At 47.6% G+C, this 14,313-nt stretch carries 11 protein-coding genes; 6 read left to right on the plus strand and 5 right to left on the minus strand.

Features of this window, described 5'->3' with window-relative positions; genetic code table 11:
* Positions 1-138: 138 nt before the first annotated feature.
* The 4 genes from BTV99_RS11040 (at position 139) to BTV99_RS11055 (ending at position 5,203) form a co-directional block, all read left to right on the plus strand.
* Positions 139-2,043, plus strand: a complete 1,905-nt coding sequence (locus BTV99_RS11040; protein WP_075102418.1) for an MFS transporter — start codon at positions 139-141, stop codon at positions 2,041-2,043.
* Between the two features lie 76 nt (positions 2,044-2,119).
* Positions 2,120-3,001 carry a peptide chain release factor N(5)-glutamine methyltransferase gene (gene prmC / locus BTV99_RS11045; RefSeq protein WP_075102419.1) on the plus strand — a complete coding sequence of 294 codons (882 nt, stop codon included), beginning with the start codon at positions 2,120-2,122 and terminating at the stop codon, positions 2,999-3,001.
* A 56-nt stretch (positions 3,002-3,057) separates the two neighbouring features.
* Positions 3,058-3,852: a HesA/MoeB/ThiF family protein gene (locus BTV99_RS11050; protein ID WP_075102420.1), complete on the plus strand. Its 795-nt coding sequence runs from the start codon at positions 3,058-3,060 to the stop codon at positions 3,850-3,852.
* A 31-nt stretch (positions 3,853-3,883) separates the two neighbouring features.
* Positions 3,884-5,203 (plus strand): AarF/ABC1/UbiB kinase family protein, encoded by a 1,320-nt coding sequence (locus BTV99_RS11055; protein ID WP_075102421.1) that lies wholly within the window; start codon positions 3,884-3,886, stop codon positions 5,201-5,203.
* Between the two features lie 103 nt (positions 5,204-5,306).
* Here BTV99_RS11055 and BTV99_RS11060 read toward each other — a convergent pair whose 3' ends face one another.
* Positions 5,307-5,795, minus strand: a complete 489-nt coding sequence (locus tag BTV99_RS11060; protein ID WP_075102422.1) for an Lrp/AsnC family transcriptional regulator — start codon at positions 5,793-5,795, stop codon at positions 5,307-5,309.
* 218 nt (positions 5,796-6,013) lie between these two features.
* Between BTV99_RS11060 and leuA the strand changes: the two genes are divergently transcribed.
* Positions 6,014-7,798 (plus strand): 2-isopropylmalate synthase, encoded by a 1,785-nt coding sequence (gene leuA, locus BTV99_RS11065; protein ID WP_075102423.1) that lies wholly within the window; start codon positions 6,014-6,016, stop codon positions 7,796-7,798.
* Between the two features lie 214 nt (positions 7,799-8,012).
* The gene (locus tag BTV99_RS11070; RefSeq protein ID WP_075102424.1) at positions 8,013-8,636 is read left to right on the plus strand and encodes a hypothetical protein; all 624 of its coding nucleotides are present in this window, start codon (positions 8,013-8,015) and stop codon (positions 8,634-8,636) included.
* A 208-nt stretch (positions 8,637-8,844) separates the two neighbouring features.
* Here BTV99_RS11070 and accC read toward each other — a convergent pair whose 3' ends face one another.
* The 4 genes from accC to BTV99_RS11090 form a co-directional block, all read right to left on the minus strand.
* Positions 8,845-10,206 carry an acetyl-CoA carboxylase biotin carboxylase subunit gene (gene accC / locus BTV99_RS11075; RefSeq protein WP_075102425.1) on the minus strand — a complete coding sequence of 454 codons (1,362 nt, stop codon included), beginning with the start codon at positions 10,204-10,206 and terminating at the stop codon, positions 8,845-8,847.
* A gap of 192 nt (positions 10,207-10,398) precedes the next feature.
* Positions 10,399-10,827: an acetyl-CoA carboxylase biotin carboxyl carrier protein gene (gene accB, locus BTV99_RS11080; RefSeq protein ID WP_075102426.1), complete on the minus strand. Its 429-nt coding sequence runs from the start codon at positions 10,825-10,827 to the stop codon at positions 10,399-10,401.
* 248 nt (positions 10,828-11,075) lie between these two features.
* Positions 11,076-12,443, minus strand: coding sequence for an MATE family efflux transporter (locus tag BTV99_RS11085; protein ID WP_075102448.1), 1,368 nt, complete (start codon positions 12,441-12,443; stop codon positions 11,076-11,078).
* 682 nt (positions 12,444-13,125) lie between these two features.
* Positions 13,126-14,166: a hypothetical protein gene (locus BTV99_RS11090; protein WP_075102427.1), complete on the minus strand. Its 1,041-nt coding sequence runs from the start codon at positions 14,164-14,166 to the stop codon at positions 13,126-13,128.
* Positions 14,167-14,313 lie beyond the last annotated feature (147 nt).

The raw sequence follows: 14,313 nt of genomic DNA on the forward strand, positions 1-14,313 counted from the left end.
ACAAAAATATCTAGTCAAGGTCAGCGTTCTCAAGTACCATAATTCAATTTTGTTATTATGACTATCGTCATACAAGCCCAATGCGCGTGTGGTGCTGTATGATGGTGTGTTATCTGTCCTAAGTGCTGGTGAGTTATTATGTCTGCTGTCAAATCTGTGCCACCCAATCAACCGAGTGCAAAAAAATCATGGGGCGAGGCCGCCAAGGCTTATTTGGACTCGCGTGTCATTGTGATGCTGTTTTTGGGGTTTTCAGCCGGTATTCCTATCTTGCTGATATTTTCTAGTCTGTCGTTATGGCTAAGAGAAGCGGGTATAGATCGCAGCGTGGTGACGATGTTTAGCTGGGCGGCACTTGGTTACTCGTTTAAGTTTATTTGGGCGCCTTTGATTGATGCGCTGCCGGTGCCTTTTTTGACCAAGTGGCTGGGACGGCGTCGCAGCTGGATGGTGGTGTCGCAGCTGCTTATCGTATTGGCGATCTTTTTGATGGCGACCGTCAACCCTGTCAGTGAAGATGTGCTGATTTATATGGCAGGTGCGGCGGTATTGCTGGGTTTTTCGTCAGCTACCCAAGATATCGTCATTGATGCCTATCGTATTGAGCTGGCACCGCCGTCTATGCAGTCGATTTTGTCTTCTATTTATGTGTCAGGCTACCGTATCGGTATGATTGTCGCTGGGGCAGGTGCGCTGTACTTGGCGGACTATTTTGGCTCGACGGAGGCTTTTTATAGTTATGAAGCATGGCGCAATACCTATTATATTATGGCAGGGGTTATGACATTAGGTATCTTGACGACGTTTGCCAGCTATGAGCCGACCGCTGAGATATTGCAAAGCAACAAACAACATCGCAATTTAAAGGTTTTTTTGATTTATTCAGCATTGCTTCTCATACCAGGGCTGTTGTTTGGTGTGGTTTATTTACTCAATATGCTGATTAACTTGGCGCTCGATACTCCTGTGGCATTGATACCGCAGGTCGCTCTGCCCAGTATCAAGTTTTACTTTTTGGCATTGGTTGCTTGTGCGCCCTTGCTGCTGCTGTACTTTATTATCAATCAGCCAAAAATCATCAATAAAGCACCGCTGGTGGCCGAGACGCGTGAAGACTATGTCAGACTGGTATTATTGTTTGTCTTTGCTGTCGTGGCATTTATCGCCGCCTATGTATTGACAGGGCAGCTCTTGCCGGCGTTTGACGGGGTGTTTGTCAGCTTTGTTAGTGAGACGCTGCATTTATTGATGAGCTTGGCGGTCGCTTTAGTAGCAGGCTTCGCGCTGGTGCAGGCGGGGCTAGTCAACAAACAAATTGCCATGGCGACATGGATTGAGCCGATTGTTGATTTTTTTAGACGCTATGGTATGAAAGCGCTTTTGCTACTGGCGTTGATTGGCTTATATCGTATCTCTGATATCGTCGCTGGGGTCATATCCAATGTGTTTTACCAAGACATGGGCTTTAGCAAAACCGACATCGCCAATGCGGTAAAACTGGTTGGGGTGATTATGGCCATCGCTGGTGGCTTTTTGGGTGGACTGTTAGCGCAGCGATTTCGTATCATGCATGCCATGATGATTGGTGCCATCTTGGCATGTGCGACCAATTTATTGTTTGTGGTTTTGACTTATAATCCAGGCAGCCTGCCTATCATGTATATGGCGGTGATATTTGATAATTTGGCGGCAGGGCTGGCCAGTGCTGTGTTTATCGCTTTTTTGTCTGCTTTGACGTCCATACGTTTTACGGCTGTGCAGTATGCGATTTTTTCCTCATTGATGACCTTGATTCCTAAGGTGATGGGCGGCTATTCTGGCTCTATCGTCGATAGCATGGGTTATCCGTTTTTCTTTATTTTTACCTTTGCCATCGGTATTCCAATTTTGGCGCTGATTTATTTTGTCGATAAACACATCGTCATCGGTGATAATGATGATATTTATGATAATGACGATGATAATGGTGCGGGCGCGCCTTCATTGACCAAGGCAAACCCTAACTTGGCTGACACCAAAGCGCCGCCTCGTGCATCAGAGTAGTGGTCATTTATATCGTTAGGGCTCTGTAGTTAATGTCGGCGTTTGAGAGTATATATGAAAAATATAAGCGGTAGTCATGTCTAGTATTAAACATCTAAAACAGTACATTCGCCAGCTATCGGATGAGGCTGACAATAGCCGTTTGCCTTCGTTTTGGTTTACAGATTGGCTGCTGGTGGTCATTGATAAACCGTCCTTATTTTTGATCACTGACGAAGAGTATCAGCTGACAGAAAGTGAGCTTGCGCAGTTTTATGCGGGTATCGACAAACTGCAGGCCGGTACCCCATTGGCATATCTGACTGGTCAACAAGCGTTTTGGTCGCTTAGCTTTACTGTCAATGAGCATACCCTCATTCCTCGGCCCGACACCGAGGTATTGGTCGAGCAAGTACTACAATGGATACAATCGCAGCCGATAAATGACGAGCATCCTACACCGAAACATCTTTTGGATTTAGGTACTGGCTCAGGCTGTATCGCGATCAGTTTGGCGCATGAGCTAAAGCACCACTTGCGATATGCTCATTGGCATACTGTTGCGCTCGATGTCTCGCCTGAAGCGCTAGAGGTTGCTAAGTATAATGCGCTGATCAATGAAGTGGGGGATATTGATTTTATCCAGAGCAGTTGGTATGAGTCGCTGCCGACCGACATGATGTTTGATGTGATTGTCTCAAACCCACCTTATATCGATGAGGAAGATGCGCACTTGGCACATTTGAGAGCCGAGCCAATGAGCGCTCTTAGTGCGCCCAATCATGGTCTGGCTGATATCGAGCATATCACGCAGCTGGCACCTAAATATCTGCGTGCAGGCGGGCTACTGGCGCTAGAGCACGGATTTGATCAAGGTGAGGCGGTGCGTCAGATACTCTCGTCCCATGGCTTTGGCGCGGTACAGACGGTGCAAGACTATGGCGGAAACGATCGGGTGACGCTGGGGCATCTGGCATAAAGGGCTTTTTAGATATTTTTTCTAACAAATCGTGGTGAAAGAGTGTGATAAAAGATATGACGCAGGCGACAGAGGTACAGCCGCTATCAGATAGCGAGCTGATGCGTTATGCGCGGCAGATACTGCTAGAGGGCTGGGATGTCGATGCTCAGTTACGTTTAAAATCAGCGCGCGTCGTTATGATAGGAGCCGGTGGCCTTGGGTGTCCGGCTTCTGAGACGCTGGTACGGGCGGGGCTTGGACAAATCCATTTGATCGATGATGATGTGATTGAGGCCAGCAATCTGCAGCGGCAGACGCTGTTTTTGCCTAGTGACATCGGCAAAGCCAAAGCCCTGACAGCCGCGCAGATGTTAGAAAAAATCAATCCGTTGATAATGGCGCGTGGGTCAGTGGCAAGGCTGAGCGAAGACAATGCCTATGAGCTACTGGGCATGACATCTGGTAAGCCTAATTTATTATTGGACTGTACGGACAATTTTGCTACCCGCGATATGATCAATCGTATCAGTGTGCGCTATCAGCTTCCGTTATTGTCTGCCTCAGCGATCGCCATGCAAGGGCAGCTGGCCTTGTATGAGCCGCATCGGCAGACGGGCTGCTATCATTGTGTCTTTGGCTCGGTGCTCATCGATGCAGAGGCAGATGAGCGAAACTGTGCCAACTCGGGTGTGCTGGCAAGTACGACCGCGATTATGGGCAACCTACAAGCCAATGCGGCGCTGCAATATCTAGGATTAACCAAAAATCCACTGACAAATAAGCTACTGATATGGGATGGTAGCCAGATGCAGCAACGGCTGATGGGCTATCGTCCAGACCCAGCGTGCCCTGTCTGCGCCCATGCCTAAACTCAATCGATCGTGGTATAAGTTATTTTTTATGAAAATTCATCGTCCGCATTTATTAAAACACACCTTCAATGTCGTCAATCGGGTTCGTCAAACTGCAAGTGTGGCAGGTCTCTCGGCGCTCAGAGTCGCCAAAGGTGAAAAGCCAGACGCGAGGCTATTAAAAGAAACCTTTGAGCAGCTTGGCACCACTTATATCAAGATAGGCCAGTTTATCGCCAGCACGCCATCGTTGTTTCCGCGTGAGTATGTCAAAGCGTTTCAGAGCTGCTTGGATCAAACCACGCCATTGTCGTACACCTATATCGAGCAGGTATTAAATGAAGAGCTGGCAACGGATGGCATGACGCTTGAGGATAAGTTTGCGCATATCGACCCGACACCGCTGGCGTCGGCATCTATCGCCCAAGTGCATGCTGCGCGCCTACATAATGGTGATGAGGTGGTGCTCAAGGTACAAAAACCTGGTGTCGAGACCATCATGCAGACGGATTTGGGCGTATTGTATGGGGTTACCAAGCTGCTTGAGCTGCTGATGCCATCGATGAAATTTGCCAGTATCGCACCGATCATCGATGAGATTCGGTTGCGTATGCTGGCCGAGACAGACTTTATCGCTGAAGCGCAAAACATTCGAGATTTTCAGCAGTTTTTAGCGGTATCTGGTAATACTCGTGTGGTCGCGCCAAAAGTATATGAGGCGTTGACCACCAAGCGTGTGTTGACCATGAGCCGATTGTATGGGGTGTCAATGATCGATGAAGTGCTGATGCGTCAGTACTGCGCCGACCCAGCGCAGGTGATGGCGGATACCTTAAATACTTGGTTTGCCAGTTTGATGCTGTGCAATAGCTTCCATGCAGATTTGCATGCGGGTAATTTGATGCTGCTGACCGATGGACGCATTGGCTTTTTAGACTTTGGAATCGTGGGTAGGCTCAAAGCTGAAAGCTGGCGCGCTTGTATGGGAATGATGCAGGCCATGCAAGACAGTGACTATCAAGCGATGGCACGTCATATGGTCGATATGGAAATGACGCACGAGAGCCATCAAGTGGATGTCGCTGCGTTGGGCGATGACTTGCAGCGCATGATGCAGACCATCATGGCAGAGGACAAAGCTTTTACTAGCGGTGTGCCATTTAATAGTAAAGAGCAAGCCGACGAGCTCAACCAGATGATGCTAGAGATCGTGGAAGTTGGCAAACGTCATGGTATTCACTTCCCGCGGGACTTTGCCTTATTGACCAAGCAGATGTTGTATTTTGATCGTTTTATGCGTACGCTTGCGCCCGATATGGACATGTTTAGCGATCAGCGGGTACAGATGCTGGGGCAGACGGTGAGCTAAAATCACAAATGATTGTGCCTGTTGTATCTATTGCACCTGTTATACCTAGGGCGTGTCCTTGGCTAGATTCAAGTTGCCAGCGCGGCACGTCCTAATATAGCCGTCAAACCACATTGCGGCTAAACACTTCTCGCAGCTCAAAGCTTGTATGTACTTGGGCGACGCCCTCGATACGATTGAGGCGATGCAATAAAAACTCTTCATAATGCGCCATATCGCGTACCCGCACCTTAATCAGATAGTCCTCTGTACGACCGGTGACGATACTACAGCTCACCACTTCATCAAAGCTTTGAATTTTTGACTCAAATATCTCAAAACGCTCGGCAGTATGACGATCCATGCTGATGGCGATAAAGACGGCAAGCGGGTAGCCGAGCTTTTGCGCGTCTGTCTGTGTGTGGTAGCCGGTGATGATGCCGGTGTCTTCTAAGCGCTTGATGCGGCGCGCGCATGGCGTCGCCGAGAGATTGACCTGCTCTGCCAGCTCCGTGATACTCATGCGCGCTTGCGTCTGCAGCAAGCGTAATAGCGCTCTGTCGGTCTCGTCAATCTCTACAGAAAACCCTTTATCAATATGGCTGTTTGACATAAATATCCATCTTATTAGTGAAATATACTAATTATAGTGATAAATGCGGAGTTTTTCACCAAAATAGCCTCAAATAAGACAGAAGAAAGCTGATTTTCGGCTGACAAACTTTGATATTATGATGGCATAAAGAGTGGTTATCTCGTATGATAAACATAAATCCAATCATCAACCATCCTGTAAAACCCATAACCCTTGATATCATCTAAGGATTGATTATGTCTGACCAAGCCACACGCACGGCGGCAAGCACAGCTGCCAAGATCACCCCAAAAAATGCTGCTTTTGATTATAAAAAGTATCGTCCATTTGCGTTTGCTCCTTCGCTGCCAGATCGCACATGGCCGAGTAAAACAATCGACAAAGCACCAATCTGGGCAAGCGTGGATCTGCGTGATGGTAACCAAGCACTGATTGATCCGATGAGCATCGAGCAAAAAATGCGCTTTTTTAAGACTTTGGTGGCCGTCGGTTTTAAAGAGATCGAAATCGGCTTTCCATCGGCTGCGCAGGTTGAGTTTGATTTTGCCCGCAAACTTATCGAAGAAAACCATGTGCCTGATGATGTCACCTTACAAGTACTGGTACAGGCGCGTGAGCATTTGATCGCTCGTACCTTTGAGTCGTTGAAGGGCGCTAAGCGGGCGATTGTCCACGTCTATAATTCAACAAGCCGTGTCCAACGCGAAAAGGTCTATGGTAAAGACAAAGCTGAGATCAAAGAGATTGCAATCGCTGGGGCCAATCTATTAGTAGATTATGCGGCCAAATATCCTGAAACCGAATGGATCTTTCAGTATTCTCCTGAGAGCTTTAGCCAGACAGAGACTGAATATGCGGTGGAAGTCTGCGATGCTGTCTGTGAGGTATGGCAACCCCAAAATGGGCAGGAAGTGATTTTAAACTTACCCGCCACGGTTGAGGCCTCTATGCCCAATGTCTTTGCCGATCAGGTTGAGTATTTTTGCCGTCATCTCACCCACAGAGAGCATGTGACGGTCAGTTTGCATACGCACAATGATCGCGGCTGCGCGGTGGCAGCCGCAGAGCTTGGCGTCTTGGCGGGTGCCGATCGTATCGAGGGCACGTTGCTCGGAAATGGCGAGCGCACAGGCAACATGGATGTCATGGTCATGGCTATGAACTTATTTAGCCAAGGTGTCGATCCTGAGCTTGATTTTAGCAACATGAGCGAAATTGTACAGGTGGTGAGCGAGTGTAATAACTTGCCACTGCATCCGCGTCATCCGTATGTCGGTGAGCTGGTGTTTACCGCCTTTAGTGGCTCGCACCAAGACGCCATCAAAAAATCGCTCGATTATAATGAAAAACATCAAGACGAGACGGACGATATCTGGGATGTGGCCTATCTGCCAATTGATCCTGCGCATATTGGTCGTAGCTACCAAGATGTCGTCCGTATCAACAGCCAATCGGGCAAAGGCGGCGTCGCTTATATCTTGCAGCGTAACTACGGCTTTAATCTGCCGCGCTGGATGCAGATTGACTTTAGCGGTGTGGTACAAAAACAAGCCGAACGCGTGGCGCGCGAATTGCAAAACGACGAAATCTTGCAAACCTTTGAAGACACCTATCTACAGCAAGGCAGCTTTGAGTTATTAGACTATAGTGTCAATAATAAAGGCGGCGAGGTCTACTTTAATGGTCAAGTGCAGATGAATGGCGATATCATCGACATCGATGGTACTGGTAATGGGCCGTTGTCGTCCTTTATCAATGGTTTGGCCCAACATACAGGAAAGTCATTGCACATCATCAATTATGCTGAGCATGCAATCAACCCGCAGCATAATAGTGGTCACGGCATCGATGATGATACCAATCGAGACAACAAAACCAACGCCAAAGCCGCCGCTTACATTCAGTTAAATGTCGATGGTGAGGTGTACTCTGGTATCGGTACGTGCAGCAGTACGGTATCGGCGATGCTAAAAGGTGCGCTATCGGCCTTTGCTCAGGCAGTCGGTGCGGTCGCCGCCTAAATCTGACAGTGGGTGATACAGCCCTACTATTGGTTATTATAACGCCATAGCGTTTTGCATCATGCAAGCGGCGCTATGGCGTTGTTTTGTGTGAGGTACAGACAGCACTGGTAGCGTTACGACTAATAGCATAAAGTTACTTGTGTTTTTGGTGTCTAAGACTTACGCTAATGTATATAGCACCTACTATAAAACAATAAATCAAAGGTTAATTATGGAACCTATATCATTTGCTTCATTTACTTTGGCCTCTATTTTGGCCTCGTTGCCTGCCAATGGTGAAGTCGTGACCAAACCGACCATCACGACCCATATCAGTCCTGCTATCGCGGGGCAGTGGGAGATAGATTTGGACAGTAGCATCACGATGACCAAAGACGCGCAGGCGCGGCAAGCGGCCCGAAAAGAGAGACTGGCGTCAGCGAATAGCGAGCCGAAGATTAAGGAGGGTGCCGCAGCAGGCGGGATACTCACACAAAGTGAGGAGCGCATCCTACAGACTGAGCCAAATACCGATCAAAACTTACTCGCCTCAACCGCGAAGTCTAATCAATGCCGTGAGTTGTATAACTTTGGTGCGGATAATGAGATGTGGGCGGTAAGTGGTAAGGAGTGGACGTACGGACGTTACTTGGTGACACACCGCGAGGAAGGGCTGCCTATTATCGCCCTCAAGACTGTTTATGACAATAACGAAGTAGACTGCTCAGGCAATCAAATTGATCAGACCGATGAGGCACTCATAGCGTTTTTGTACCATGATGGCAACCAAATGCAGTGGTGTGCAGATCCTGAGGGTAACGAATGCTTTATGAATTTTCATAGAATCCTGCCATAAGCTCTCATAAAGGCTGATATGGTTAAATCCCTAAAAATTGATACCGTTGCTGCTAGAAGGGGTTTGCGCAGTATCGAGCGACGTAGACACAGCAAGCCAATAAAATTTATATCAGTAGCCTTGCCTTTATCTGTATATGTCTTATTTGGTCAAAAAAACCGCCAATCGTTGATTGGCGGTTTTTTATTGAGTCATACAGCAAGCCAAATTATGAGTCGGCTTTGGCATTGTTGGGCGTTAAAAGCTCTCTTTCTAGGTAGTGAATGTTTTGGGCTTCATGGACAAAATTGTCATCCGCCAAAATCACATCGCGATGCAGCGGTATATTGGTTTTGATGCCTTCAATGACGAGCTCATCAAGCGCATGCAGGGTCTTGGACACCGCTTGTTGGCGCGTTTGACCATGGCAAATCAGCTTGCCAATGAGCGAGTCATAATAGGTCGGTATTTCATAGCCAGGGTAGAGGTGTGAATCAAAACGCACGCCTGCACCGCTTGGTGTAAACAGCTGAGAGATGGTGCCTGGGCAGGGGACAAAAGTAGCAGCGTCCTCGGCATTGATACGGCACTCAATCGCATGACCTTGTACTTCGATCTCGCTTTGACGATAAGACAGGCCATAACCGGCTGCGATTTTGAGCTGTTCGACGACCACATCGATACCGGTGATCATCTCAGTCACAGGGTGCTCTACTTGCACGCGCGTGTTCATCTCGATAAAGAAAAACTCGTTGTTTTCGAACAAAAACTCAAAGGTGCCCGCGCCGCGATATTTGACCAGCTCGCAGGCTTTTACGCAGGCTTTTAAGATAGGCTCGCGCACATCGTCTGGGATATCAGGGGCAGGGGCTTCTTCTAGTACTTTTTGGTGACGGCGCTGTAGTGAGCAATCACGGTCATAGAGGTGAATGGCGTTACCATTACCATCTCCTAACACTTGTATCTCGACGTGGCGCGGGTTTTGTAGATAGCGCTCCATATAGACGGTGTCATCACCGAACCACAGTTCCGCTTCTTGTTTGGCGGCTTGTACTTGTCCAATCAGCTCATCAAAACGCTCGACCACGCGCATGCCGCGACCACCACCACCAGAGGCAGCTTTGATCAAAAGCGGAAAGCCGATATTGCGGGCTTGCTCTTCGGCATTGTGCAAGGTGACTGCGCCCACAGAGCCTGGGACGGTTGGCACGCCTGCTTTTTTCATGGCATTAATCGCCGAGACTTTGTTGCCCATTAAGCGGATATGATCGGCATTGGGACCGACGAAGGTCAATCCTGCTTCTTCTACTTGTTCGGCAAATTCAGCATTTTCAGATAAAAAACCGTAGCCTGGATGGATGGCGTCAGCCCCCGTTATTTCTGCCGCCGTCAAGATCGTATTGATATCGAGGTAGCTTTGGTTGGCATTGGGTTTGCCGATACAGATAGCTTCGTCAACAAAGCGCAGATGCATAAGATTGGCATCTGCGGTGGAGTAGACGCCGACGGTTTCGATACCTAACGCCTTACAGGCTCGAACGATACGTAGGGCGATTTCACCTCTATTGGCAATGAGCAGTTTTTTTATCATGGGGTCATCCTTTTTGACGCGGCAGACATTGATTGAGCCTTGATGGGGAGCCTCGGCATTTGATAGCCGTATTCGGCATCGGTAGGTAGTGACAGCTTACAACAACGTGAAACGGTATAAAGTGCCAAAATGAGGTGCCGAAATAAAGTGCTAAAGACTCAATCAGTATGAAGTAAAGTGAGGCAAATATCGTTACGCTTTATAGCGTATGACAGGTTGACCAAACTGCACAACTTCAGAGTTATCTACCAAAATCTCGTCAATGACACCGCTTTGGGTGGCCTCAAGAGGGTTCATGATTTTCATCGCTTCGATAATACCAAGCGTGTCGCCCGCTTGTACTTTTTGGCCGACCTTAACAAACGGCGGATCATTGGGGCTTGGGGCAGAATAAAAAACGCCAACCATTGGCGATGTCTCAACGCTACCTGCCTTTGCTGCTGGTTTTGTGTCTGCAGCCACTGGTGCTGCGCCAGCAGTAGGAGCGGCCATCATGGTCGGTACAGGGGCATCATAGTGACGAGTGAGACTGATGTGTTCGTCATCAGAGCTGATTTCTAGATTGACCAGTTCACTTTCTTCCATGAGGGCGATGAGGGTGCGTATTTTTTCAATATCCATAGTTTTTATCTTGCCTTGTACTAAATTCGAGAAATAGTGTAACTAAATATTGTTTGATTGCTAATGATACCTAGATTCAGGCCAATGAGCAATCAATGTACAGTTGTTAACTGAGAATTTTTACATATTTTGACGTAATCTAGCTGTTTTAGTAAGAAACCCACTACGATTTATCATTATCGATATGGTTTTTGAGCCAAGCTGCTTGTACATCGTGCTGCGTTCGGTCGCACATTTGTATGATAGCCCTAACCCCAAAGCGCCGTTAGACGTCTTTGTTGATAACGCAAACGCAGCGTCAACAAGATAGAGGACAAAAACAGCCCCGTAATCAGTGCCATCCAAAATCCTTGAGCGCCGACATCGGTAAAACGTACCAAATAAATACCCAGCGGCAATGCCACCACCCAATAACAAAACAACGTCACCCACATCGGTACAGTGGTGTCCTGCATACCGCGCAGTATCCCCGCGACATTGACCTGCCAGCCGTCAAACAGCTGATAACCAAGAGCAAATACCAGCAAATGCATAGACTGAGCGATGACCGCAGGGTTGTCTGTAAAGGCTGCTGCCAGCTGTGGTCGAAATAGCCAAATCCCTAGCATACATGTGAGGGCAATGAGTATCGTCCAGGTCAGCCCCGTTGCCTGTACTTGACGCAGTGCCAGCAGGTTTTTTTCGCCAAAACGATTGGATATCATGATGGTCAGTGCCATCGCGACCGATATCGGTATCATAAACAGCTGAGAGGTCACCGCCAGTGCGACTTGATGCGATGCGGTCGCCAGCTCGCCGAGCGGACTGATGACAAGCGCGCCCAAACTAAAGAGGCTCGCCTCAAAAAAGATAGAAACACCAATAGGAATGCCAAGTTTTAGCAGTTTTTTGATTTGCTGACGGTTAGGACTGGCAAAACCATAAAAAAAGCGGGTACTGGCAAATTGTTGCCGTTTGGTAAAGCTGGTATAGGTAGCAAGCAGTAGCACGTTTATCCATAGTACCAAAGCTGTAGCCACACCGCAGCCTGCACCGCCCATCTCAGGCATCCCAAACAAACCATGAATGAAGATATAGTTAAGTGGAATGTCCGCTAACAGACCAATGATGCTGATAATGGTTACCGGCTCAGGCCGACCCAATGCTTCGCAGTAGCTGCGAAGGACAGCATAAACGGCCAGCGCAGGAAACCCAAACGATACACCATGTAGGTACTGTGTCGCTATCGGTTGGATGTTTGCTGGTACGCCCATGATGCCAAGAATATTGGGTGCCAAATTCACAATAATGAAGCCAACAATACCGATAACCCCAGCAGTCCACAAAGACTGCTGGGTGATATGAGGTACTTTACTGTGTTCGTTTTGTCCGATGGCCTCACCGATCAGAGGTGTGGTGGCAATCAAGATGCCAGTGGCCAATAAAAACAGCGGCAGCCAGATACCAGAGCCGACAGCCACGGCCGCCAAATCAAGCGCTGAGACCTGACCTGCCATGATGGCATCTACCACACCCAGCGCCGCCTGACAAAACTGGGTAATCAAAATAGGAAGTGCCAGCACGCCTAAGCGTAAGCTGTAGCTTCTAAAATCTCTAAAGGATAATGGGAAAACCATAGTGAGCAACTTTTTATTCTTGACGATAATGATCGTTGAGGCGTCAAACGCGCCATCAACAAATGAATAGGGAAACAGCCACACCATTTTCAAAGCGTTCAATCATAAAAACTAAAGCCAGCAAGTATCGTACGGCGATTGGCGTGCTGCTCTAAGAAGCGTACTGGCAGACTGCCATCAGCTATATATTGCACTCTTTGAAAATGGTATAAGATGATGATGCCGATAATTTATATGAACAAGCGCATATAGACTAGGGCGTGTCTTCAATTCACTCGATAGTTATCTAAATGTGCTAAAAATGGCCAAATTTTGCCAAACATCGTCAAATAGCGGGTTTATATCTCAATATTAACGGCGCTATTTTCCTTGTTTGACCGCAATTTGTCTCATTTTTATCACCATTTTTGAAATAAAGACACGCCCTCAGGATAAAATAAAAGTCTAGGCACCAAAATAAAAATAACCCGTCAATTCACTAGGGGAATTGACAGGTCATCATTAGATAAGATGGTAAAGAAGCTGCCCCTCGATGTCAACGTTTTAACGCGTCATATATGACTGTAAAAACACCACCGGAGCGTAGTCGCCCATGAGTCACAAGTTATAGACTATAAGTCATAGGTTATGAGACATAGGCTACAAAGCTTGAGCCAAGACAGAAAGGCTGTGCTGCGCTTATCTATAATGATTCAGGTAAGTCTTGCACCACCGCTTGATAGCCGATCAGATCGTTTGCCGAATCAAAGGCTTGTACGACGATAGCGTAGTTGGTCGAGCTAGCTGGGATAAGCGGAGAAAATGTCGTCTCACCAGCGGTCAATACCAGGTTTTGTACATAGCCGTTCGCGCCAGTCTCTGCTTTGTTGATATCGATTTGGCTGACCAGTATATATTGTGTGTTTCGCGGGTTTTGCCATGTCGCGACTTTTTGACTGCCATTGCCGCTGACATCTACATTCAGCTCACCTAGGCGGTAATCAAGTGGGTAGGTCTTAAAGTTAGAGCGGTTGCTGATGGTATAAGTGACATTGCAGTTTTTCTCGCTACTGGTTAGCGTTTGTCCGCCCAGACCGTCCTGATACTCAAAGCTGCCTTGCCACGGGGTACCCGCTTGTTTTTTCTCAAAGCTACCTGCAAAGGTGGTAAATAGGTTCGGTGTCTCAATGCCCAAGTCATTGATATACTTCACATCCAAAAACGCTAGCGTATCGAGGCTGCCGGTCACTTTGCCTGCGATATAGTTGTCTACTTTGATTGCAGAGTTGATGCCCAGTGTGTTGTTTTCTTGACAAGCTTGTTGCTGGTAGCTAAAACTACCATCGACGCTGCCCACACCGTCTTTGCTGATGTCAAAATAAACAGCCCCGATATCGATATCATTATCATCGCCGTCCTCAATTTCAACGAAGTGTCCGACATACAAGCCGCCGAGGCCGCCTTCTGGGGTGAGCTTGTCTAAGAAGTTGTCTAGCGACTCTTCTGGCAAAAACACGGACTCCAAAATCTCAGCCATGCTTTTTTCGTCATCGCTCAGTTTGTCTTCTACCTCTTTATACTCTTCTTTGACCTTGTCTTCTATACGATCATATTCTTCTTTTACCTGATCCTCAATACGATCATATTCCTCTTTGACTTTGTCACCATCACTGCCGCAGGCGCTGAGGGCCAGACTAGCCATGCTTAACGTTAATGCTGATAATAGTAATTTGGGTGCGCTCATAAATGCGTCCTGATGATGAGTTGGCAGTGACTTAGCCATAAAAAAAGAAGGTATTGCGACATTTGTAATATAGCAGAATTTAAATAGCAAACGCACAGATAAATGTGCATAGATGCCAGCAGGTTTCTTACCCAATCGTTACACAGT

This window comes from Psychrobacter sp. Rd 27.2, assembly GCF_001921755.1.
GTDB lineage: Bacteria > Pseudomonadota > Gammaproteobacteria > Pseudomonadales > Moraxellaceae > Psychrobacter > Psychrobacter celer.

Excerpts from the sequence above, each read along its gene's own strand:
- accC (WP_075102425.1), bottom strand. The coding sequence starts at position 10,206 with ATGATAAAAAAACTGCTCATTGCCAATAGAGGTGAAATCGCCCTACGT.
- BTV99_RS11070 (WP_075102424.1), top strand. The coding sequence starts at position 8,013 with ATGGAACCTATATCATTTGCTTCATTTACTTTGGCCTCTATTTTGGCC.
- BTV99_RS11060 (WP_075102422.1), bottom strand. The coding sequence starts at position 5,795 with ATGTCAAACAGCCATATTGATAAAGGGTTTTCTGTAGAGATTGACGAG.
- BTV99_RS11085 (WP_075102448.1), bottom strand. The coding sequence starts at position 12,443 with ATGGTTTTCCCATTATCCTTTAGAGATTTTAGAAGCTACAGCTTACGC.
- BTV99_RS11055 (WP_075102421.1), top strand. The coding sequence starts at position 3,884 with ATGAAAATTCATCGTCCGCATTTATTAAAACACACCTTCAATGTCGTC.
- leuA (WP_075102423.1), top strand. The coding sequence starts at position 6,014 with ATGTCTGACCAAGCCACACGCACGGCGGCAAGCACAGCTGCCAAGATC.
- BTV99_RS11090 (WP_075102427.1), bottom strand. The coding sequence starts at position 14,166 with ATGAGCGCACCCAAATTACTATTATCAGCATTAACGTTAAGCATGGCT.
- prmC (WP_075102419.1), top strand. The coding sequence starts at position 2,120 with ATGTCTAGTATTAAACATCTAAAACAGTACATTCGCCAGCTATCGGAT.
- accB (WP_075102426.1), bottom strand. The coding sequence starts at position 10,827 with ATGGATATTGAAAAAATACGCACCCTCATCGCCCTCATGGAAGAAAGT.
- BTV99_RS11040 (WP_075102418.1), top strand. The coding sequence starts at position 139 with ATGTCTGCTGTCAAATCTGTGCCACCCAATCAACCGAGTGCAAAAAAA.
- BTV99_RS11050 (WP_075102420.1), top strand. The coding sequence starts at position 3,058 with ATGACGCAGGCGACAGAGGTACAGCCGCTATCAGATAGCGAGCTGATG.